The sequence below is a fragment of the Rhodoligotrophos appendicifer genome, from assembly GCF_007474605.1.
GTDB classification, from domain to species: domain Bacteria; phylum Pseudomonadota; class Alphaproteobacteria; order Rhizobiales; family Im1; genus Rhodoligotrophos; species Rhodoligotrophos appendicifer.
In genome coordinates this window covers 97,361-118,483 of the sequence record NZ_VHKL01000008.1, presented here as the reverse complement: position 1 = coordinate 118,483, position 21,123 = coordinate 97,361, and the positions used below count along the sequence as shown (strand labels likewise).

22 protein-coding genes are annotated in these 21,123 nt (G+C 61.9%); 11 read left to right on the top strand and 11 right to left on the bottom strand.

The genetic code is table 11. The features are described 5' to 3' along the window. The first annotated feature begins 77 nt into the window (after positions 1-77). The 6 genes from FKM97_RS18105 (at position 78) to FKM97_RS18080 (ending at position 5,734) form a co-directional block, all read left to right on the top strand. The gene (locus tag FKM97_RS18105) at positions 78-1,406 is read left to right on the top strand and encodes an ABC1 kinase family protein (protein ID WP_144294021.1); all 1,329 of its coding nucleotides are present in this window, start codon (positions 78-80) and stop codon (positions 1,404-1,406) included. A 105-nt stretch (positions 1,407-1,511) separates the two neighbouring features. After that, a complete protein-coding gene (locus FKM97_RS18100; RefSeq protein WP_144293837.1) occupies positions 1,512-1,802 on the top strand; it encodes a hypothetical protein in 291 nt (96 codons plus the stop codon). A gap of 1 nt (position 1,803) precedes the next feature. Continuing rightward, entirely contained in the window at positions 1,804-2,925 is a 1,122-nt protein-coding gene (locus tag FKM97_RS18095) for a Re/Si-specific NAD(P)(+) transhydrogenase subunit alpha (protein ID WP_144293836.1), read from the top strand. A 16-nt stretch (positions 2,926-2,941) separates the two neighbouring features. Continuing rightward, a complete protein-coding gene (locus FKM97_RS18090) occupies positions 2,942-3,391 on the top strand; it encodes a proton-translocating transhydrogenase family protein (protein ID WP_144293835.1) in 450 nt (149 codons plus the stop codon). 10 nt (positions 3,392-3,401) lie between these two features. Continuing rightward, the gene (locus tag FKM97_RS18085) at positions 3,402-4,802 is read left to right on the top strand and encodes an NAD(P)(+) transhydrogenase (Re/Si-specific) subunit beta (protein WP_144293834.1); all 1,401 of its coding nucleotides are present in this window, start codon (positions 3,402-3,404) and stop codon (positions 4,800-4,802) included. 200 nt (positions 4,803-5,002) lie between these two features. After that, positions 5,003-5,734: a hypothetical protein gene (locus tag FKM97_RS18080; protein WP_144293833.1), complete on the top strand. Its 732-nt coding sequence runs from the start codon at positions 5,003-5,005 to the stop codon at positions 5,732-5,734. A gap of 170 nt (positions 5,735-5,904) precedes the next feature. Here the strand turns inward: FKM97_RS18080 and rpsU are convergent, their stop codons facing one another. The 4 genes from rpsU to FKM97_RS18060 all read right to left on the bottom strand — a co-directional run bounded on the left by rpsU (position 5,905) and on the right by FKM97_RS18060 (position 8,181). After that, positions 5,905-6,135, bottom strand: coding sequence for a 30S ribosomal protein S21 (rpsU, locus tag FKM97_RS18075; RefSeq protein ID WP_144293832.1), 231 nt, complete (start codon positions 6,133-6,135; stop codon positions 5,905-5,907). 158 nt (positions 6,136-6,293) lie between these two features. Next, entirely contained in the window at positions 6,294-7,385 is a 1,092-nt protein-coding gene (locus FKM97_RS18070; protein ID WP_144293831.1) for a 5-(carboxyamino)imidazole ribonucleotide synthase, read from the bottom strand. A gap of 2 nt (positions 7,386-7,387) precedes the next feature. Then, on the bottom strand, positions 7,388-7,885 hold the full coding sequence (gene purE, locus FKM97_RS18065; protein ID WP_144293830.1) for a 5-(carboxyamino)imidazole ribonucleotide mutase: 498 nt from the start codon (positions 7,883-7,885) through the stop codon (positions 7,388-7,390). A 92-nt stretch (positions 7,886-7,977) separates the two neighbouring features. Beyond that, positions 7,978-8,181 (bottom strand): YdcH family protein, encoded by a 204-nt coding sequence (locus FKM97_RS18060; protein WP_144293829.1) that lies wholly within the window; start codon positions 8,179-8,181, stop codon positions 7,978-7,980. 154 nt (positions 8,182-8,335) lie between these two features. On the opposite strand from FKM97_RS18060, the gene FKM97_RS18055 reads away from it, so the two are divergent. Beyond that, positions 8,336-8,518, top strand: coding sequence for a YdcH family protein (locus tag FKM97_RS18055; RefSeq protein WP_144293828.1), 183 nt, complete (start codon positions 8,336-8,338; stop codon positions 8,516-8,518). Positions 8,519-8,583: 65 nt separating this feature from the next. On the opposite strand, the gene FKM97_RS18050 is transcribed toward FKM97_RS18055, so the two are convergent. Next, on the bottom strand, positions 8,584-10,212 hold the full coding sequence (locus FKM97_RS18050; RefSeq protein WP_144293827.1) for an acyl-CoA synthetase: 1,629 nt from the start codon (positions 10,210-10,212) through the stop codon (positions 8,584-8,586). A gap of 315 nt (positions 10,213-10,527) precedes the next feature. Here FKM97_RS18050 and FKM97_RS18045 point away from each other — a divergent pair, with 315 nt between their 5' ends. Then, on the top strand, positions 10,528-12,459 hold the full coding sequence (locus tag FKM97_RS18045; RefSeq protein ID WP_144293826.1) for a propionyl-CoA synthetase: 1,932 nt from the start codon (positions 10,528-10,530) through the stop codon (positions 12,457-12,459). 69 nt (positions 12,460-12,528) lie between these two features. On the opposite strand, the gene FKM97_RS18040 is transcribed toward FKM97_RS18045, so the two are convergent. Together FKM97_RS18040 and FKM97_RS18035 are read right to left on the bottom strand one after the other, a co-directional pair. Then, positions 12,529-13,290, bottom strand: a complete 762-nt coding sequence (locus tag FKM97_RS18040) for a DUF1013 domain-containing protein (RefSeq protein ID WP_144293825.1) — start codon at positions 13,288-13,290, stop codon at positions 12,529-12,531. A 122-nt stretch (positions 13,291-13,412) separates the two neighbouring features. Beyond that, on the bottom strand, positions 13,413-14,411 hold the full coding sequence (locus FKM97_RS18035; protein ID WP_205015163.1) for an NAD(P)H-quinone oxidoreductase: 999 nt from the start codon (positions 14,409-14,411) through the stop codon (positions 13,413-13,415). Positions 14,412-14,520: 109 nt separating this feature from the next. On the opposite strand from FKM97_RS18035, the gene FKM97_RS18030 reads away from it, so the two are divergent. Together FKM97_RS18030 and rcdA are read left to right on the top strand one after the other, a co-directional pair. After that, a complete protein-coding gene (locus FKM97_RS18030) occupies positions 14,521-14,706 on the top strand; it encodes a DUF1192 domain-containing protein (RefSeq protein WP_144293824.1) in 186 nt (61 codons plus the stop codon). Positions 14,707-15,140: 434 nt separating this feature from the next. Beyond that, on the top strand, positions 15,141-15,665 hold the full coding sequence (gene rcdA, locus FKM97_RS18025) for a protease adaptor protein RcdA (protein WP_246105148.1): 525 nt from the start codon (positions 15,141-15,143) through the stop codon (positions 15,663-15,665). Between the two features lie 80 nt (positions 15,666-15,745). Here the strand turns inward: rcdA and rpmE are convergent, their stop codons facing one another. Further along, positions 15,746-15,970 carry a 50S ribosomal protein L31 gene (gene rpmE, locus FKM97_RS18020; protein ID WP_144293823.1) on the bottom strand — a complete coding sequence of 75 codons (225 nt, stop codon included), beginning with the start codon at positions 15,968-15,970 and terminating at the stop codon, positions 15,746-15,748. A gap of 186 nt (positions 15,971-16,156) precedes the next feature. On the opposite strand from rpmE, the gene FKM97_RS18015 reads away from it, so the two are divergent. Continuing rightward, positions 16,157-18,001, top strand: a complete 1,845-nt coding sequence (locus tag FKM97_RS18015; RefSeq protein WP_170240983.1) for an ABC transporter transmembrane domain-containing protein — start codon at positions 16,157-16,159, stop codon at positions 17,999-18,001. Positions 18,002-18,031: 30 nt separating this feature from the next. Here FKM97_RS18015 and FKM97_RS18010 read toward each other — a convergent pair whose 3' ends face one another. The 3 genes from FKM97_RS18010 to FKM97_RS18000 all read right to left on the bottom strand — a co-directional run bounded on the left by FKM97_RS18010 (position 18,032) and on the right by FKM97_RS18000 (position 21,121). Then, positions 18,032-19,069, bottom strand: coding sequence for a peptidoglycan -binding protein (locus FKM97_RS18010; RefSeq protein ID WP_144293821.1), 1,038 nt, complete (start codon positions 19,067-19,069; stop codon positions 18,032-18,034). A gap of 7 nt (positions 19,070-19,076) precedes the next feature. After that, complete coding sequence (locus tag FKM97_RS18005) at positions 19,077-20,162, bottom strand: flagellar motor protein MotA (protein ID WP_144293820.1); 1,086 nt, start codon at positions 20,160-20,162, stop codon at positions 19,077-19,079. A 167-nt stretch (positions 20,163-20,329) separates the two neighbouring features. Further along, the gene (locus tag FKM97_RS18000) at positions 20,330-21,121 is read right to left on the bottom strand and encodes an inositol monophosphatase family protein (RefSeq protein WP_144293819.1); all 792 of its coding nucleotides are present in this window, start codon (positions 21,119-21,121) and stop codon (positions 20,330-20,332) included. Positions 21,122-21,123 lie beyond the last annotated feature (2 nt).

Below are 21,123 nucleotides of genomic sequence, written 5' to 3'. Positions count from 1 at the left end.
GACGATCAGCCGGTCAGAGGCGTTTGGGGTGCTTCGTGAGTAATCAGGACGAGGAAGCCAATCGACTGTCCGGCCGCATGCTGCGCTACGCCCGTGTCGGCACGGGCGTAGGCTCGGTGGCCGCACGCCTCGCCAAGGTACAGCTCTTCGGCCGTGGCCAGAACAACGGCGACAATGCGCGCCTCTTTCGAGAGGCTCTGGGAAATCTGCGTGGACCGCTGATGAAGGTGGCCCAGCTGATCTCGACGATTCCGGATGCCTTGCCGGCGGAATATGCAGCCGAGCTTGCCCAGTTGCAGTCGAATGCCCCGCCTATGGGATGGCCCTTCGTCCGCCGCCGCATGGCCGCGGAGTTGGGGGCCGACTGGCAACAAAAATTCGCAAGTTTTGACCATGAGGCGGCGGCCGCGGCCTCTCTGGGCCAGGTCCATCGGGCAAGGACGCATGCGGGCGAACAGGTCGCTTGCAAGCTGCAATATCCGGAGATGCAATCGGCCGTGGAGGCGGATCTTCAGCAGCTCAAGTTGATTTTCGCCATTCATCGTCGGATGGACCCGGCCATCGACACGAGCGAGATCGGCCAAGAGATCGCCGCAAGATTGCGGGAGGAGCTCGACTACGGTCGTGAAGCCCGCAATATCGCCTTCTATGGTGAGATGCTGTCGAGCATCAGCACCATCAGGGTCCCCAAGGTTCACGCGGAATTATCGACCCATCGGCTTCTGACTATGAGCTGGCTCGAGGGCCGGCCGATGCTGGACTTCAAGGATGACAGCCTCGAGACCCGCAATCTTCTGGGGCGGCATCTGTTCAATGCTTGGTGGCTTCCCTTCTGCCGCTTCGGCGCCATCCATGGCGACCCCCATCTGGGAAACTACAGCGCCATGATGGACGAGGCCGGCAAGCCCGTTGGCCTCAATCTCCTGGACTATGGGTGCATCCGCATCTTTGAGGCCCGGTTTGTCGGCGGCGTGGTCGATCTCTATCACGGGCTTCTGCATGATGATCAGGCACGCATCGTGTCGGCCTACGAGACCTGGGGGTTCCGCGGCCTCTCCAAGGAGTTGATCGAGGCGCTGAACATCTGGGCCCGGTTCATTTATGGACCGCTGCTCGACGATCGCGTGCGGCCCATCGCGGAGGGCGTGCCTCCCGGGCTCTATGGCCGCAAGGAAGCCTTCACGGTGCATCGGACGCTGAAGGAGCGTGGGCCGATCAAGGTGCCGAGGGAGTTCGTCTTCATGGATCGCGCTGCCATTGGCCTGGGGTCGGTCCTGATCCATCTCCAGGCGGAAATGAACTTCTTTCGCCTCTTCAATGACGCGATTGAAAACTTCTCCATCGCCGAAGTGGAGAAGCGTCAGTCGGCAGCCCTGCACAGAGCAGGCATAATCGCCCCAAAATAAGCCTCCGAATCGCCCTCCAGCGACACGCATCGCCTTGCGGCGCTCGCCTCAATGGGCTAAGCCGAAATCAATTCGTTTGACCGCCAAATTTGGGGATCAAGAGATATGGCAGACGATACGGCCCCTCAGGTCGATATGCAGTCGCATGTGCAGACCTATCATGCTGTACTGAAGGGCGCGGCGGCGCTCATGTTAAGCACGATCTTCGTGCTGGTCGCGTTGACGATGTTCGCTTTCGGCAGTGGGACCTCGGCGACAGTATACGGCTTCCTCGGCCTCATCTTCGGGACGGTGGGCCTTGTGGTCGACTCCCGGACGGGCAGCGGTCGCTGGACGGTCTCTCTGATCATTTTGGCATTGTTCGTCGCCGTCACCTTGATGAAGGTTGCAGCCTGACATGAAGCTCGCGGTCCTGGCCGAAGGTGCCTCCGGTGAGACCCGCGTCGCGGCGGTTCCAGACTCCGTAAAGGCGCTCGTGAAGAAGGGGCTGGACGTCGTCATCGTGACCGGCGCCGGAGCAGGGTCCTTTTTTTCCGATGCGGCCTATGAGGCTGCAGGGGCCAGGATTGCCGGCAGCAATGCCGAGGCGGTGCAGGATGCCGACATTGTTCTCGCCGTCCGTCGTCCGCCACCAGACCTCGTTCCCAGTCTCAAATCTGGAGCCGTGGTGGTCGGCCAGCTCGATCCCTATGGCGCTCGCGAGGAACTCGATGCACTCGCGAGGCAGAATACAATAGCCTTCGCCATGGAGCTGATGCCCCGCATCACCCGGGCCCAGTCGATGGACGTGCTGTCGTCCCAGGCGAACCTTGCCGGCTACAAGGCGGTCGTCGATGCCGCCGCAGCCTTCGGTCGGGCGTTGCCGATGATGATGACGGCGGCCGGGACCGTTCCCGCCGCCCGCGCCTTCATCATGGGGGCCGGCGTTGCCGGTCTGCAAGCGATCGCGACCGCGCGCCGGCTGGGTGCGGTGGTCACGGCGACGGACGTGCGTCGCGCTGCGGCCGAGCAGGTGCAGAGCCTGGGTGCGAAATTCGTGATGGTCGAAGCCGACGGCGAGGATTTGGAGACGAAGGGCGGTTACGCCAAGGAGATGAGCGAGGACTACAAGCGCCGGCAGGAGGCGCTCGTGGCCGAACACGTGAAGACTCAGGACATCGTCATCACAACCGCCCTCATTCCTGGCCGCCCGGCACCGCGCCTCATCACGGCCGCCATGGTGGAGAGCATGAAGCCCGGCTCCATCATCGTCGATCTGGCGGCCGAGCGAGGGGGCAACGTCGAGCTGGCGAAACCCGGGGAAGTCGTGAACCACAACGGCGTCACCATCATGGGGCACCTCAATCTTGCCGGCCGCATCGCCGGGAACGCATCACCCCTTTATGCCAAGAACCTGCTGAACTTCCTCGACGTGATCGTCAAGGATGGGGTGCTTGCGATCGATTGGAATGACGACATCATTAAGGGAACGGCGCTCACCCGTGATGGACAGTTGGTCCATCCGGCACTTTTGAGCTGATCAGGGGGGACGACCAATGGAAGGCCTAACCGCCCAACAAGCGGCCGATGCGGCGCGAGAGGCCGCGGCGCGTGCTCTCGATTCGGCCGACCAGGCTCAAGCCTTTGCCGATGCGGCCCGTCTGGCGGGTGGCGGCATCGAGGCCATCGGCGCGGCGGTCGGCATCGATCCCTTCGTGTTTCGCCTGTCCATCTTCGTGCTGGCCATCTTCGTCGGCTATTTCGTGGTCTGGAGCGTCACTCCGGCCCTTCACACCCCACTGATGTCGGTGACCAACGCCATCTCCTCGGTGATCGTGGTGGGGGCCCTGATTGCCGTGGCGGGCGGCGCGATGCCCACCATCGCGGAGGCGAGCGCTGCATCCCAGTGGCTCGGTTTCGGCGCTCTCATCCTGGCCTCCGTGAACATCTTCGGCGGCTTCCTCGTCACCCAGCGGATGCTGGCCATGTATCGCCGCAAGGGTTGAGGGAAGCGCAATGTCGGTCAACATCGTAGCGACCCTCTACCTCGTCTCCGGCGTGCTGTTCATCATGGCCCTGCGCGGCCTGTCTCACCCGGAAAGCTCACGCCGCGGCAATCTCTACGGCATGGTGGGCATGGCGATTGCCATCGTCACCACGCTGGCCTATGCGCCCCCGCGGGAATTCGGCACCTGGGCCATGGTGATCGGCGGCATCGCCATCGGCGGGGGTATCGGCGCGGTGATCGCGCGCCGCATCCCCATGACGGCCATGCCCCAACTGGTCGCCGGTTTTCATTCGCTGGTCGGTCTTGCGGCTGTTTTGGTCGCCGCTGCGGCTCTCTATGCCCCCGCGGCCTTCGGGATCGGCACCCATGATCACGTCCATATGGCGAGCCTCGTGGAGATGTCATTGGGGGCAGCGATCGGGGCGATCACCTTTACCGGATCGATCATCGCTTTCACGAAGCTGCAGGGACTGGTCTCCGGGGCACCGGTTTCATTCCCTGGCCAGCATATGGTCAATCTGGGCCTCGGCATCCTGCTTGTCGTGCTGCTCATCGCCTTCGCCGCAACCGGAAGCCACACCCTGTTCTGGCTGCTGACCATCCTGGCTCTGGTGCTGGGTGTTCTGATCATCATTCCCATCGGCGGCGCCGACATGCCGGTGGTGATCTCGATGCTGAACTCTTATTCCGGCTGGGCGGCCGCCGGCATCGGCTTCACCCTCGGCAACACGGCCCTCATCATCACCGGCGCCTTGGTGGGATCCTCCGGCGCCATCCTCTCTTACATCATGTGCAAGGGGATGAATCGCTCCTTCTTCAACGTGATCCTCGGTGGTTTCGGTGGGGAGACTGCCGCAGCCGGTGGAGCCGCAGGCGGCGAACAGCGGCCGGTGAAGCAGGGTTCGGCGGAAGATGCAGCCTTCATGCTGAAGAACGCCTCAAAGGTCATCATCGTGCCGGGCTATGGCATGGCGGTCGCCCAGGCTCAGCACGCCTTGCGCGAGATGGGCGACTCCTTGAAGAAGGCCGGCGTCGAGGTCAGCTACGCCATTCACCCTGTGGCGGGCCGGATGCCCGGGCACATGAATGTGCTGCTGGCGGAAGCGAACGTTCCCTATGACGAGGTCTTCGAGCTTGAGGATATCAATTCCGAATTCACGAATGCCGACGTGGCCTTCGTCATCGGTGCCAACGATGTCACCAATCCCTCGGCCAAGGAGGATCCCTCCTCTCCGATCTATGGCATGCCGGTTCTCGAAGTGTGGAAGGCGGGCACGGTGATGTTCGTGAAGCGCTCCCTCTCCTCCGGCTATGCCGGCATCGACAACTCGCTCTTCTATCGGGACAACACGATGATGTTGTTCGGCGACGCCAAGAAAATGGTCGAGCAGATCGTCAAGGCGATGTAACGCCAGGTCATCCTGAGTGATTTGAGTGCGGGGCCGGGTCCGAAAGGATCCGGCCTTTTCCATGTCTGAGGCTTGGCGGCATCTCCACAGCCTCGACGGGAATCATTTGATTATACAACCATATATTCCTAAAAGTGGTGCTATGGGCGGCGGACCTACTATGGATTGTATATCCGTGTGCCGGTGGGAGCGTCGTGCTCATGCTGATGCCACTGAAGGAAAATTTCGGTAAAACCACTCAAGTGCGGTCGACGTCCTCGTCCGCGCCACCGCTCGCCTTCGACGCAGAACTGGGTCAGCCGCAGCGCCTGGATAGCCGAATCGCTGACTGGCTTCGAAATCTCATGTCTCGACAACGACTGGGTGAGGGGCTCAGCATAGTCATCCTCTGGACCCTCAAATGGTTTCAACCGGATCTCATGTCGGCAGCGCTGGCGCCCCATACGGTGCTGCAGATCGGATGGCGCGGTGTGCTCCTGGCCGCGGCACCGGGCGAGACCTTGCCGGTATCTTTTGCAGCGCTCAGGCGGAGCGGCGAGCTGGACAGGCCCGGACCGGTATCGGCGGAACTCCTGCTGGCCGTCATCCTCGGGCTGCAGCTGCCGAAACTCTATCGAATCGAGTTGCGCTTCGGCGTCGAGGCTCAAGCGGATCTGAATCTCGGCCTGGGCGTCCTTTTGAACATGGCGCTGCAGGATTTGCGTGTCCAAGAGATGCCGCCACCCATGGTGTTCACATGGCTACGGCCGGATGGAAGGGTCGTTCTCGCGCTCCGCTTCTGCACTCAAGTCCAGGACTATCGTGCGGTGGCCATGGCGCTCAAGTCTGAAGCCCATGCTCAATTGGCGGCGGTGGGAATCGAGGTGCCCTATCCCGAGCGATCCCTTCATGTCGTCCGTGAGTTGACGTACGAGAACTTTACTCTGGGATGAGGAGCGGCTGGAACGCCCTGACGCGGAGCGGGCGCTTGTCGTGTGAGGCACGCTTCCGCTGTGGGCACTTGGCGACCCTCAAACGACAAAACCGATGCGAAGGGCATCGGTTTGTTCAGTATGGACAGGGCGTGTCCGTAGCTTGCGGCAGCCGAGCGGCCTGGCAGCCTCTAGCGGACCGGCTTCGGCTTCATCGGGATGAGGCCCTCGCGCTGGGCGCGCTTGCGTGCGAGCTTGCGAGCGCGACGCACGGCTTCCGCTTTTTCGCGGGCGCGCTTCTCGGACGGCTTCTCGTAATGATTGCGCAGCTTCATCTCACGGAATACACCCTCGCGCTGCATTTTCTTCTTGAGCGCTTTGAGAGCCTGTTCGACGTTGTTGTCACGTACGAGAACTTGCACGAGTGCTGCCTTTGTAATTCCTGACGAATGGATGAACGAAGCGATTTTGGGTCAGCAAGGAAACAAAATACCCTGCAAGCCGCTTCCGCCGCTTCGGATCGCGGATGATTAGCAGAACTCCAACAGCCTGTCCACTCCGCCAACCGCAACATCGTCATTTAGCGACGTGGCAGACCTAATCTGTTGATGTGTCCCATCTTCCGGCCTGCACGGGCGGAGCTTTTGCCGTAAAGATGCAGAGCAGTCCCGGCCTCGCTGGCATAGTGCTCCCAAAGATCTGCGTCCACGCCCAGCAGATTCGTCATCACCACGTCGCTGTGGCGATGAGGGGAACCAAGCGGCCATCCCGCCACGGCGCGCATATGTTGTTCGAACTGGGACACGAGGCAGCCATCCTGGGTCCAGTGTCCGGAATTATGGACCCGTGGTGCGATCTCATTGACGATCAGCGCCTCTCTTCCGTTTTGCCGGGTGACGAACAGCTCCACCGCCAGCACGCCGACGAAATCGAGGGCCTCTGCGATGACCCGACCAATGCGTTCAGCCTCGTTCGCCGTCTCTGCCGACACGCGGGCCGGTACGGTGGAGGTTTTGAGGATGTGGTTCTCGTGGTGGTTCTCGACGATCTCGTAGGGCGCGATCTGTCCGGCGGCACTCCGCGCCACGATGACGGAGCACTCAAGCGCGAAGGGCACGAATCCCTCGAGAACGCAGGGTGCATTCCCGATCTCAGACCAGACCGACTCCGGATCTGTCTCGCCACGTATGGCGATCTGCCCCTTGCCGTCATAGCCGAAGCGGCGGGTCTTCAGGATGGCCGGCCGGCCGATGTCCCGAAGCGCTGCGCCGAGATCCGCGGCCGAATCGACGGCGGCGAAGGGAGCGACAGAGAGCCCGAGGCTGCTTACGAAATGCTTCTCGTCGAGACGGTCCTGGGTGAGACGCAGGGCGCGTTCGCCCGGGAGGACCGGCACCTTCGACGCGAGGAAAGCGACAGTGAAATGCGGCACATTTTCGAATTCGAAGGTCACCCGGTCGACGCTGTCGACGAAGCGGGAAAGCGCCGCCTCGTCGTCATAGGCAGCGCAGGTGTGATGGCGCGTGACGTCGAAGGCGGGACTGTCGGGGTCGGGACAATAGACATGGCTGCGAAGACCGAGTTCGGCTGCGGCAAGGGCAAGCATGCGCCCGAGCTGCCCGCCGCCGAGAATGCCGATGGTGCCGCCTGGGGCAAGGGGAGGGGGTGTCACCCTTAGGCTCCCTCGACAGGAAACTCGGCCACCGCATCCGTCTGCGCCCGGCGCCAGGCGGCCAGACGCGCCGCAAGGGACGGGTCCGACAAGGCCAGGACGCTCGCCGCGAGCAATGCCGCATTGATTGCCCCCGGCCGGCCGATGGCCAGGGTGCCGACCGGGATGCCGGCCGGCATCTGGACGATGGACAGCAGGCTGTCCTGCCCGTGCAGCGACTTGCTCTCGATCGGCACGCCGAAGACGGGCAAGGGAGTCATGGATGCGGCCATGCCCGGCAGATGTGCCGCACCGCCAGCTCCGGCGATGATCACCTTGATGCCCTTGGCCTGGGCGGAACCCGCGAATTCATAGAGGCGATGCGGTGTGCGATGGGCGGAAATGATCCTCGCCTCATGAGAAACGCCCAGCGCTTCCAATATCTCGGTAGCGTGCCGCATCGTCGTCCAGTCGGACTGACTGCCCATGATGACCGCAACCTGGGGATTCTTGTCGCTCATGGCGTCTCCGAAGGGGCAACAGAGGCCCGAAAAAGGCGCGGATTATAAGGAAGGAAGGGGGTTCTGCAACCAGCGAAATTCGATGGCCTTGCTCACGCGATGATATCGGGGATCATCTGGTCCTCGATCAACGAGATCTTGTCCTTGAGCATGAGCTTTTGCTTCTTCAGGCGCCGCAGTTGCAGCTGGTCGCGCGCATTTGCCTCTTCGAGACTGGCGATCGCCACGTCGAGATCACGGTGCTGCTCCCGCAGATTGGCGAGCTTCTGCCGCAGATCTTCTGACTGGCCATCCATAAGGCGATCCTCCTGACCGCAAATTGTTGTGACTGAGGCGCTGCAGCGCAGGCGGCGTCCAGACTATACACCGGTCTGCGGAGGACTGGAATTCGACAAGTCAAACCCAATATGTCAATCTTGTCATGTGACGTTCAACGACAGGAGTGTGCCCATGTCCCTTCAGAATCATCTGGATGAACTGATGAATAAGCACCGGAACCTGGACGGCAAGATACACGACGCCGAGGCTCATCCATCCATAGATCCTCTGGAGGTTTTGGAGCTCAAGAAAGAGAAGCTCCGATTGAAGGACGAAATCAGCCGCATCGAGGCGCGCCTCGACAGCAGGCACTAGGCGGGCTCTTCCGCTCGCGGTCTTCGCATTCGGAAGCAGCTCTCGAAGAGTTGGACACTGGGGACCTAGATGTCCCTGGCGAGATCCCGAAGCTTGAACTTCTGAATCTTTCCTGTCGACGTTTTCGGCAGTTCCAAGAACACGACATGCCGCGGCGCCTTGTAACGGGCAAGCGCGCCACGGCAATATTCTATGATATCCTCGACACTTGCCGATTTGCCGGGCTTGAGCTCCACGAACGCGCAAGGGGACTCGCCCCAGCGCTCGTCCGGCTTCGCGACCACCGCCGCCGCTTGCACGGCCGGGTGTTTGTAGAGCACATCCTCCACCTCGATGGAGGAGATATTCTCCCCTCCTGAAATGATGATGTCCTTGGATCGATCCTTGATCTGGATGTAGCCATCGGCATGCATCACGCCGAGATCGCCCGAATGGAACCAGCCGCCGGCAAAGGCATCCTCGGTGGCCTTGGGGTTCTTGAGATACCCTTTCATGACGATGTTGCCACGGAACATGACCTCGCCGATCACCTCTCCATTGGCGGGCACAGCCTCCATCGTGTCCGGATCCATCACCGCCAAGTCGTCGAGAGCGGGATAGCGGACGCCTTGCCGCGCTTTCTTTTGCGCCCGCGCAGCTGCATCGAGGGCGTCCCACTCCTGCTTCCACTCGTTCACGACAGCCGGCCCATAAGTCTCGGTGAGGCCATAGACATGGGTAACCTCGAAGCCGGCATCCGCCATGGCCGAAAGGACCGCTTCCGGTGGCGGCGCGGCAGCGGTGATGAAGCTCACCGTGTGGGTGATCGGCCGCTTCTCCTCTTCGGTCGCATTGAGCAGCATCGACATGACGATCGGTGCCCCGCAGAGATGGGTCACCTTTTGGGCGGTGATGGCCTCATACATGGCCGCCGCCCGGACCGCGCGCAGGCAGACATGGGTGCCGACGGCGACCGACACCGACCAGGGAAAGCACCAGCCGTTGCAGTGGAACATGGGCAATGTCCACAGATAGACCGGATGCTTGCCCATATTGCCGGAGATGACATTGGCATAGCCCATGAGATGGGCGCCGCGGTGATGGTACACGACTCCTTTGGGATTGCCGGTCGTGCCGGACGTATAATTGAGCGAGATCGCATCCCACTCGTCGTCGGGTGCCGACCAGAGGTAATGCGGATCGCCTTCGGCCAGGAACGCCTCATAGTCCAGAGCGCCGAGCCGGGCCCCCGTCTGCGGGAATTCTGGATCATCATAGTCGATGATCAGGGGTTTCACGCTCGCCTGCGCCAGCGCCTCCGCCATGACCCCGGAAAACTCCCTGTCCGTGATCAGAACCTTCGTCTCGGCATGGTCGAGCATGAAGGCGATATTGGCGGCGTCGAGGCGGGTATTGATGGAATGCAGCACGGCACCCAGCATGGGGATGCCGTAATGGGCCTCCAGCATCGACGGGACATTGGGCAGCATGACCGAGACCGTGTCGCCCTTTCCCACGCCATGGCTGGCCAGTGCCGAGGCCAGACGCCGGCTGCGGGCATAGAATTCCTGGTAAGTGGCCGTGCTGCTGCCATGGATGATGGCGATCCGGTTCGGAAAGGCGCGTGCCGCGCGATCGAGAAAGCCGATCGGCGTCAGCGGCTGGAAATTGGCCGAGTTGCGGCCGAGATCGATATCATAAGGGCTCTGGGCCATGGGGGTTCATTCTGCTGGCGTGACAAGGCACAGCACACTAAGCAGAACAGCCTCGCCGCAGCAATCCGTTCATGGCGCCTTCCTCACTTCGATCCCGCGGGTCCGAGAGGGCGCAGCCCCCCCCCCGCTGATCTCGTGACGTCCCGGCGGCTCGTTTCGCGTTCGGCCCTCATCAGACGTTTGAAAAAACGTCACAGCCCAATCGCACGCTTTATCGTCGGCAGGGAACCGGAATATGATCCTGGCCAAGACATCAGCCGGGAGCGTCACGTGGCGGCGTGCTTCATCCCGGCGTTAGGGAGCCAGGTGGACCAGATGAGTCGATATCGTGACGTCTATGATGATTGGAAGCGTGATCCGGAGGGGTTCTGGGCCGCAGCCGCCCAAGGCATCGATTGGATGAAGCCTTGGGACACGATCTTCGATCGCGTTGAAGGGCTCGACCGCTGGTTTGTCGGCGCCGAATGCAACACCTGCTATAACTGCATCGACCGGCACGTGGAGCGGGGGCGAGCAGATCAGACGGCGTTAATTTATGACAGCCCGGTCACCGGGCAGGTGAAGACGTTCACCTATTCCGAATTGCTCGAGGAGGTTCAGGTCTTGGCTGCCGCCATGGCTGAGCTGGGGGTCGAACGGGGCGACCGCGTCATCATCTATATGCCCATGGTGCCGGAGGCAGCATTTGCCATGCTGGCCTGTGCCCGGATCGGCGCCATCCACTCGGTGGTCTTCGGGGGCTTCGCCGCCAACGAGCTTGCGACCCGCATCGATGATGCCAAGCCGAAGCTGATCCTCAGCGCGTCCTGCGGCATCGAGGGGGCCAGGATCATCGCCTACAAGCCCTTGCTGGACAAAGCGGTGAGCCTTGCCCACCACAAGCCCGATCATCTCGTGATTCTCCAGCGGCCCATGCAGGCCGCCGAGATGAAGCCGGGCGACCGCGACTGGGCCGAACTCGTGCAGGAGACCAGGCAAGCGGGGCGGCGCGCCGACTGTGTGGCTGTCAAGGCGACCGACCCGCTCTACATTCTCTACACGTCAGGCACGACCGGCAGGCCGAAGGGCGTCGTTCGCGACAATGGCGGCCACATGGTCGCCCTGAAATGGAGCATGGACAATCTCTATGGGGTCCAGCCGGGAGAAGTGTTCTGGAGCGCTTCCGACGTCGGCTGGGTCGTCGGCCACTCTTACATCGTCTACGCCCCGCTTCTCCATGGTGCGACGTCCATACTCTATGAGGGCAAGCCCGTCGGCACCCCCGACGCCGGCGCGTTCTGGCGCGTCATCGCACAACACAAGGCGGTCGCCCTGTTCACGGCACCAACGGCCTTCCGGGCCATCAAGAAGGAGGATCCCGAGGGACGCTTGATCGGCGCCCATGACCTCGGCAGCTTCCGCACCCTGTTCTTAGCGGGCGAAAGGGCCGATCCGGACACCATAAAATGGGCCGAGCATCATCTAAAGGTGCCGGTGGTAGACCATTGGTGGCAGACCGAAACCGGATGGCCCATCGCCGCAAATCCGGTCGGCCTCGGCATGCTGCCGGTGAAATACGGTTCGCCGACGGTTCCCATGCCGGGCTACCAGATCGATGTCCTCGACGAAGGGGGCCACGAATTGGAGCCGGGCAAGTTGGGTGCGATCTGCATCAAGCTGCCCCTGCCGCCGGGCTGCCTGCCCACCCTATGGAACGATGACGACCGCTTCCGCTCGAGCTATTTCGACACGTTTCCGGGATATTATCAGACGGCCGATGCCGGCTTCGTCGATGAGGATGGCTATGTCTACATCATGGCCCGCACCGACGACATCATCAATTGTGCCGGTCACCGATTGTCGACCGGCGCGATGGAAGAGGTTCTCTCGAGCCATCCTGACATCGCCGAATGTGCCGTGATCGGGGTTGCCGACGCATTGAAGGGACAGGTGCCGCTGGGCTTCGTGGTGCTCAAATCCGGCGTGTCACGACCGGCTGAAGCCATCGAGAAAGAGGTTGTCCAGAAAATCCGAGACGAGATCGGACCGGTCGCAGCGTTCCGGATGGCGATCGTCGTCGGCCGGCTGCCAAAAACGCGGTCCGGCAAGATCCTGCGCGCGACGATGCGCCAAATTGCCGATGGTGAGCCCTGGAAGATGCCGGCGACCATCGACGATCCCATGATCCTGGACGAGATCGGCGATGCTTTGAAGGGGAGGGGACTGGCGAGCGAGCCTCCGGCAGCACTGGCGAAGGTCGCACCCTAGCGGCGACGTCCTCGATACTGGGTTTCCCCTGTTCGGATGATCCCGGACAGGGGAAACTTTGGCCGAGCGTCAGCGCGACTCGTCTTCGTCCTCTTCGCTCGGCGCCCGCTTCAAGCCTGCAAGCTTGGCGAAGACCTTGTCCTCATCGATCTCCTGATCCTCTTCCGCGGGCGCTTCGGGCGGGACGATCGAGGATTGACCAAAGATGTTCGCCGCCGTGACCTCGGGGCTTTGGGTCTCCTCGGCCGGCCGCAATGTGCCGCCCCGATCTTCTTCGACAGCAATGGGGCCACGTTCGCGCAGCACGCGATCGGAAGCCTTCCGGACCGCTGCATCGAGTTCGCTCTGCGCGCAGAGGCCGAGGGTCACCGGGTCCTTCGGCGTGAGATTGGGGGAATTCCAATGCGTCCGGTCGCGGATGGATTCGATCGTCGGCTTCGTCGTGCCGACGAGCTTGATGATCTGGCTGTCATTGAGCTCCGGGTGATAGCGCAGCAGCCATGCGATGGCGTCCGGGCGATCCTGGCGACGCGAGACGGGAGTATAGCGCGGCCCCTTACGTCGCTTCACCTCCGGGATGTCCACTTTCGACTCCGAAATCCGCAGACGGTAGTTCGCATCCCTCTGTCCGCGTTCGATCTCTTCCCGGGTGAGCTGACCCGAGACGATCGGGTCCATCCCCTTGATGCCCGTCGCCACGTCGCCGTCGGCGATGCCTTTGACCTCCAGGGGATGCAGCGTGCAGAAATTGGCAATCTGATCGAATGTCAGAGAGGTGTTTTCCACGAGCCAGACGGCGGTCGCTTTCGGCATGAGCAAGGTTTTCGACATGGGGGCACTCCTTCAGAACCTCAGGCTCTGTTCCACGAGGGCATCGATGTGTTGATGTATTAAAGGGGTATATAGGCGCGATGGGCGGTTGTTGAAAAGGCTTTTGTGGCCTCATTCCGCCCTCACGTGGTGAGGATGATCTTGCCGATATGCCCGCTCTGTTCCAACCGCTGATGCGCTTGGCTTGCCTCTTCTAGGGGAAAGGTCGAATCGATCACGGGCTTGATTTCTCCGGAGGTGAAGAGCGGCCACACCTGTGCCTCGAGCTCCCGGGCGATGGCGGCCTTCTGGGCGACGCTGCGCGGACGCAAGGTGGAGCCGGTCAGGATGAGCCGCTTCAGCATGACGGGGAGGAAATTCACCTTCACTGACGATCCCCCCAGAAACGCGATCGAGACGATGCGCCCGTCGGGAGCCGCGATCTCGATATTGCGCGGGATGTACTCGCCGCCCACCATGTCGAGGATCACGTTGGCGCCTTGGCCCTCGGTCTCCTTCCGGATGATCTCCACGAAATCTTCGTCGTGATAATTGATCCCTCGTTCTGCGCCGAGTTCCTCGCAGGCCCGGCATTTCTCCGGACTGCCGGCGGTGGCGAAGACTCGGGCGCCGAAGGCTCGGCCCAGCATGATCGCGGTCGTGCCGATCCCACTTGTGCCACCATGAACCAACAACACCTCTCCCTGCCGCAAACGGCCGCGCTGGAAGACATTGGTCCAGACGGTGAAATAGGTCTCGGGCAGTCCTCCGGCCTCAAGCGGCGTGAGGCCGGAGGGGATCGGGAGGGAATTGGACTCGGCTGCGACGCAATATTCCGCATATCCTCCACCCGGAACAAGGGCGCAGACGGTGTCACCCTCCTGGTAGCGTGTCACGCCCGGGCCGATTTTCACAACCCGGCCGGCAACCTCCAGCCCAGGGGTTGTCGGCGCCCCGGGCGGTGGCGGATAGTGTCCCTGGCGCTGTACGACATCGGGGCGGTTGACCCCGGCGGCGATCACCTGGATCAGGATCTGCCCGTCGAGGGGGCGCGGAACCGCCAGGCGCGTCGGCTGGAGCACCTCGGGTCCCCCAGGCGTCGTGATCTCGATCGCGGTCATTTCAGTGGGCAGATCGTGCATGGAGGGCGTCACCGTGGAAGGAAGACAGTGGGAATGATCTAGCGAGCCTGTACGTTGGTGACAAGCAAACCTATCGCCTTCGCGTCGTGTTAGTTGGGAGAGAGGTGCCATGGAAGCGGATGAAGTCAGAAGAAAACCGTCCGAAATTGGGATCGGTGAGGAACTTGATTCGGTGTCGGTGGAGGATCTTCATCATCGCATCACGCTCTTGGAGGATGAAATTCAGCGCATCCGCCACGCACTCGAAAGGCGGATGGGCGTCCGCTCTGCAGCCGAAAGCCTTTTCCGCAAGTAGTGGCTTTTTTGCTAAGCTGACCGAAACGAGTTGTTTTTCAGTAAGTTGCCCATTTGAACAGGGATGCGCGAACATGCAACGCGAGTTTTCGGTGAAGTTTCGATAAATATTAACTATTCAGTAAGAATCTGTGGTGTATTTTCGTTAACGTAATCCAGTCATCTGGATTCTCTGAGTGGCTCCTGTCCACTCTGTTTGACGCCTCCCTGTTAGACCTTGGAGCCGCTTCGCGCGGCTCCATTTTTTTGTGCATAAACTCCTGCTTTGGCCATGGTCCCGCCCTTATTTCCGGCGACGCACTGGACCTTGGCGTGGGCTTTGCATCATATCCCACATCAAAAGAGGTTCGACGGGGAACACGAATGCTTTCGTGAAGCTGCGGACCAGGGAAAGCAGTGGGCGCCATAGGCGCACCAGGGCGGCAGGGGTGAAGTGTGGTTGCAGTGATCGAGACCGTGTCCCTCGGACAAACCATCGAGTTCGGGCCGCGTTTTGCGACGTCGGCATTGTTTACGCGGATCTATTCCGAAGGAATGTCGCTGGTGGAGGAGGCCGCTGACTATCTGGACGGAGATGGCCGTGTCGAATCCCGTGATCTCGGCCAGTCCGGGTCCGCATCCTATGCAAGGGAAAGCATGCGCCTGACCACACGGCTGATGCAGCTGGCCTCATGGCTCCTGCTCCAGCGCGCGGTCAAGGAAGGGGAACTGAGTCTGGAGGATGCGCGGCGCGAAAAGCAGCGCATCAATCTGCGTGACATCGGCGCCGGCCCAGCGCTCTCGACGGCGGTTGATCTGCCGCCGGGCTTGCAGCGGCTGATCGGGAAGAGCTTACATCTTCATCAGCGAATTCTGCGGCTCGACCGCATGCTCTATGATCGCCGATCGAAACCAAAGCCCCAGGCGAGCCCGGTCGGCGAGCAAATCAACATGCTGATGCGCGCATTCACCACGAGCTGAACAAGAAAACCCGGCGCAGAGCCGGGTTTTCGCTGAAGGGGTGAACGACAATTCTCGAAGTCCCGAAACGGGACAGAAACTTACTTGCCGCCGAGAAAGCCGTATTTCTGCTTGAAGCGGCTGACCCGTCCACCCCGGTCGAGCAGATGGCTCGAGCCACCGGTCCACGCAGGATGGGTCTTGGGATCGATGTCCAGCTGCAGTGTCTGACCCTCAGTTCCCCAGGTCGAGCGCGTATCGAAGGTGGTGCCGTCGGTCATGACCACTTTGATCATGTGATAGTCGGGATGGATTTCTTGCTTCATGGCAGGACTCTTCTCTGCAATGTGTGGAAAAACGCCGACACCCTCGCGGAACCAGCAGCTTCCTCGTTGCGCGGTTCTATAGCGGACGCCCGACCAGGGTGCAAGTCCGAAGCCCGGGTGTGGCGCATGGGCGCTCGCATTCTCGCAAGGCTTTCGTTAGGTTCGGCCGCACATTCGCCTCAGCCCATGAGAAGCCTTTTGACGAGACAGAAATCCGGCGAGAAGCGATCCCGCCACAACTTGCAACCGCTCCTGCGCCTTTTGCCCTTCGTGCTGCGGCACCGCTGGCGAATGGTGGCAGCGCTTGTGGCTCTCGTGACGGCCGCCGCGGCCACGCTTGCGGTCCCTCTCGCCGTGCGCCGGATGATCGACTTCGGCTTTACGCATGAGAACGCCACGCTGATCCATCAATATTTCGCGACCCTTCTCGGCGTGGCGCTGGTTCTCGCGATCGCCAGCGCGGCCCGCTACTACTTCGTGATCTGGTTGGGCGAGCGCGTCGTCGCCGATGTGCGCAGCGCGGTGTTTCAGCACCTGCTGGGTCTGGGAGCCGATTTCTACGAGACCGCCCGCACGGGCGAAATCATGTCGCGCCTGACGGCCGACACGACTCAGATCAAGGCCGCCTTCGGCTCCAGTGCCTCGATCGCGCTCCGCAATCTCATGCTGTTCGTCGGGGCGCTGGCGATGATGGTGGTGACCAGCCCCAAGCTGAGTGGGCTCGTCGTCGTTGCGATACCGATCATCGTCATTCCCTTGGTGCTGTTCGGAAAATGGGTCCGCCGGCTCTCCCGTTCGGCGCAGGATACGCTCGCCGACAGCGCAGCCTTCGCCAGCGAGCGCCTTGGCGCAATACGTCTGGTCCAGGCGTTCACGGAGGAGGGGAGGGCCGCCAGTTTCTTCGCGGGCTCGAGTGAGAATGCCTTCAATGCGGCCAAAGCGAGCACCAAGGCGCGCGCGTTCCTTACGGGCTCGATCATTTTCCTGACCTTCGGGTCCATCGTCGGCATTCTCTGGTATGGCGCCCAGGAAGTCCTGGCCGGCAACATGACGGGGGGCGCGCTCGGTCAGTTCGTGCTCTATGCGGCCTTCGCTGCGGGTGCATTGGGGGAGCTCTCTCAAGTGTGGGGAGAGGTGCAGCAAGCCTCCGGCGCCGCCGAACGCCTGTCGGAACTACTCGACACGAAATCAGCCCTGACCGTGCCGGCCAAGCCTGTTCCTCTGCCCGTTCCGCCGCGGGGGGAGGTCACGTTCGACGATGTGGGTTTCGCCTATCCCTCCCGTGGCCTGGACCGGGCATTGAGCGGCTTCAATCTGCAGATCAGGCCGGGCGAGACGGTTGCGGTGGTGGGCCCCTCGGGCTCTGGCAAGAGCACGATCTTCAACCTGCTGCTGCGTTATTACGATCCCCAGTTCGGCACGGTCCGCATTGATGGCGTCGATCTCAGATCCGCCGATCCGCGCGACATCCGCGCCCGAATGGCGCTTGTGCCGCAGGATTCGGTGATCTTCTCGACGACGATTGCCGAGAATATCCTTTATGGCCGGCCGGATGCCGATCGATCGGATATTCTCGCCGCGGCGCGCGCAGCCCGGGCCGAAGAATTTATTGCAGATCTCCCCGACGGCTTCGATACCGAGGTGGGCGAGCGTGGCGTTGTCCTGTCTGGCGGCCAGCGGCAACGGATCGCCATTGCTCGGGCCTTGCTGCGCGATGCGCCGATCCTGCTTCTGGACGAAGCAACGAGTGCCTTGGACGCAGAGAGTGAGCAAGCGGTGCAGGCTGCGCTCGATCAGCTCATGGCGGGACGCACGACCTTGGTGATCGCACACCGACTGGCCACCGTGCGCAATGCCGACCGGATTATCGTTTTGGACAAAGGCAAGATCGTCGCCGAAGGCCGGCATGAAGAGCTGATCCGCCATGGGGGGCTTTATGCCCGTCTGGCGAGCCTCCAGTTCATGGAAGGCGGCGGAGAACCGGCACTGCTGCCCGAGGCCGCTGGAGCGGAGCTGGACCCGCGGCCGTGAGCGCCGAGCGCCGCTCCGGCATGAACCGGGCTATCGCTCGGTCAGCTTCAGCTCGATCCGGCGATTGAGGGTCTTGGCCTCAGCGGTGCTCCCGGAAGCGATCGGCTGGTACTCGCCGAATCCCGCAGCCACCAGGTGCTGGGGATTGACCCCTTGCGCCACCAGGAACTTGACGACGGCGATCGCTCGCGCCGCCGACAGCTCCCAGTTTGACGGGTATTGCGGCGTGTTGATGGGATCATCATCGGTATGCCCATCGACCCGCAAGACCCAGGCGAGATCGTCGGGAATTTCCGATTCGAGCTCCTTGATGGCGCTCGCCAACTTTTGCAGCTCTGCGCGGCCCGCAGCCTGGAACACCGACTCGCCTTTGGGGAACAACACCTCAGCCTGGAAGACGAAACGGTCTCCCACCACCTGCACATCCGACCGCTGACTGAGGATTTCGCGCAGCCGGCCGAAAAACTCCGACCGATAGCGCGCAAGCTGCTGGACCCTCTGAGCCAGCGCGATGTTGAGGCGCTTGCCCAAATCGGCAATCTGCGACTTCGATTCTTGATCCCGTTTCTCGGAAGCGCCCAAGGCATCATTCAAGGTGGCGATCTGGCGCCTCAGGGCTGCGATCTGCTGATTGAGCAACTCGACGCGAGCCAGGGCCTCCGAGGACACCTGCCTCTGGGTCTCCAGATCACTCTCCAGGCCACTGACCGTCGATCCGGCCTCGCTTCCCTCCTGGCGCTCTTCGAGCAGATCGGCCTGCAGCCGGTCGCGTTCGGAGGACAGACCCTGAAGCTGACCGACAAGCGTGGCGAGCCGTGACTCAAGTTCCGCAGAGCCCGACTTTTCCAGAGCGAGCATCTCCGTCAGGGAGGCAATCTCGTTGCGCAGCCGCTGCAGGGCAGTGTCCTGGCCGCTGACTTCACGGGCCAGGAGATATTGCGCGACCGTGAAGACGGCCACCAGGAAAACGAAGACCATGAGCAGGGTGGCTGTCGCATCCACGAACCCAGGCCATTGAAGATGAGAATTGTCGCGAAATCCGCGACCGCCTCGCCGCGACAAGGCCATGGAATACCTACTCTTCCGTTGCTGGGGCGCGAGGCCGTCGCGTCAGCCGATCGGGCTCGCGATTCATCCGCGACAGCATCGTTTTGATCTCGGCCTGATTATCCGCCTGCGCCTGGGCCCATTTTCGGACGATCTGCTGTTCTTCGCGCATCTGCGCGACGAGTCCCTGCACCGCATTTGCCAGCCGTGTTATGGCCAGCGAATCCTCCTGCGGACCGGCATTGGCGGCCGGCCCACTATCGGGTTCACTGAGCGCTTCGCTCAAGGTGGTGTTGATCCTGTTCAGACTGTTCTGCATCTCCCGCAGATCGAGCTGGACATAGTGAGGAACGGCCAATTGCCCGCCGCTCCGCCCGTCTCCGGCATGAATGTCGGTCAGCGTCGACAGCCATTCTTCGAGATCATTGTAGAACCGGTTCTGGGCCTGCCCCGCCTGCAGGTCGAGGAAGCCCAGGATCAGCGATCCGGCGAGGCCGAACAGCGAGGAGGCGAACGCCGTTCCCATGCCCGCCAGGGGCGCTTCGAGGCCGGTCTTCAGCTGCTCGAAGATGGCGGCCGATTCCGTGGCGCCGACATCGAGCCCGCGAATGGTCAGACCCACGGCGCTCACGGTTTGCGACAGGCCCCAGAACGTGCCCAGCAGGCCGAGAAAGACGAGCAGTCCGATGAGATAGCGCGAGATGTCCCGCGATTCATCCAGCCGCGACGCGAGGCTGTCGAGCAGCGACCGCATGGTCCCTGGGGTCAGCACGGTCTCTGTTTGCCGATGACGAAGCAGAGTCGACATCGGCGCCAGGAGCACCGGGGTATGAGGGATTTCCAGGCCGGGATCCGAGATCCGGAAGCTGTTGACCCAGGCGACTTCGGGAAAGAGACGCCACACCAGGCGGAAGGCATATCCGATGCCGAGAACCAGCGTGCCGATAATGACCCCGTTCAGGCCCGGATTGACCATGAAGGCGGTCCTGATCTGGGGAAACAGGATCGCAATCCCGAATGCCATCAGGATCGTGAAGACGGTCATCCGGATGAGATACAGCCGAGGCCGCGTCAGCGCGAACAGATCGTATTCTTCGGCTAGGCTCTTCTTCAAGGCCTCCCCCTCGAGCTCTGTCTGTTAGTGCGCGGGAATTCCTTGTCGCTCTGCCCTTGCATCTTCATGTCAACATAAAGCGAAAGTCGGAAAATTTCATTAGCGCTCGGGAGCAAATTAGCGCCTGTGGCCAAGGTGCCGCACTTCATTTTTAAGTGGGCAGCCGCTTATTTCCGCGCTGCCTTGAGCTCCCGCTCCATCTCGCCATAGATCGACTCGTTCGCGGCCAGGACATCGCCTGTGGCCATGAAGTCTTTGCGCCCTTCGATGTCGCCGATCGTGCCGCCGGCTTCTCGGATGAGCAGGGCTCCGGCAGCGATGTCCCAGGGCTTCAGGCCCCGCTCCCAGAAGCCGTCATATCGTCCTGCGGCCACATAGGCGAGGTCGAGCGCCGCCGCCCCAAGGCGACGGATCCCTGCGGCCTTGGCTTGAATCCGCGCCAATTCCAGCCGGAACAGCCCATGGTCGCCGCGGGCATTGTGCGGGACGCCGCAGCCGATGACGGCCTGCGACAGATCCCGACGCGCCGCCACGCGCAACCGCCTGTCGTTCAGAAAGGAGCCGCGGCCGCGTTCGGCCGTATAGAGCTCGTCCGATATCGGATTGTAGATCAGGGCGGCGACCATGTCGTCATCGCGCTGCAGACCGATCGAAATGGCGAAATGCGGGATCCCGTGCAGGAAATTCGTGGTGCCGTCGAGGGGATCGATGATCCACCGATGATTGGGATCGGTCCCCTTGATGCCGCCGCGCTCCTCGAGCAGGAAGCCATAACCGGGTCGCGCTCGTGACAACTCCTCGACGAGCGTGTCCTCTGCCTGTCGATCGGCATTGGAGACGAAATCCGCCGGTCCCTTCATGGACACCTGCAGATTTTCTACTTCTCCAAAGTCGCGCTGAAGCCGGCGGGCGGCCTTTCGCGCAGCCTGGATCATCACGTTGATCAGTGCTGAACGCATCT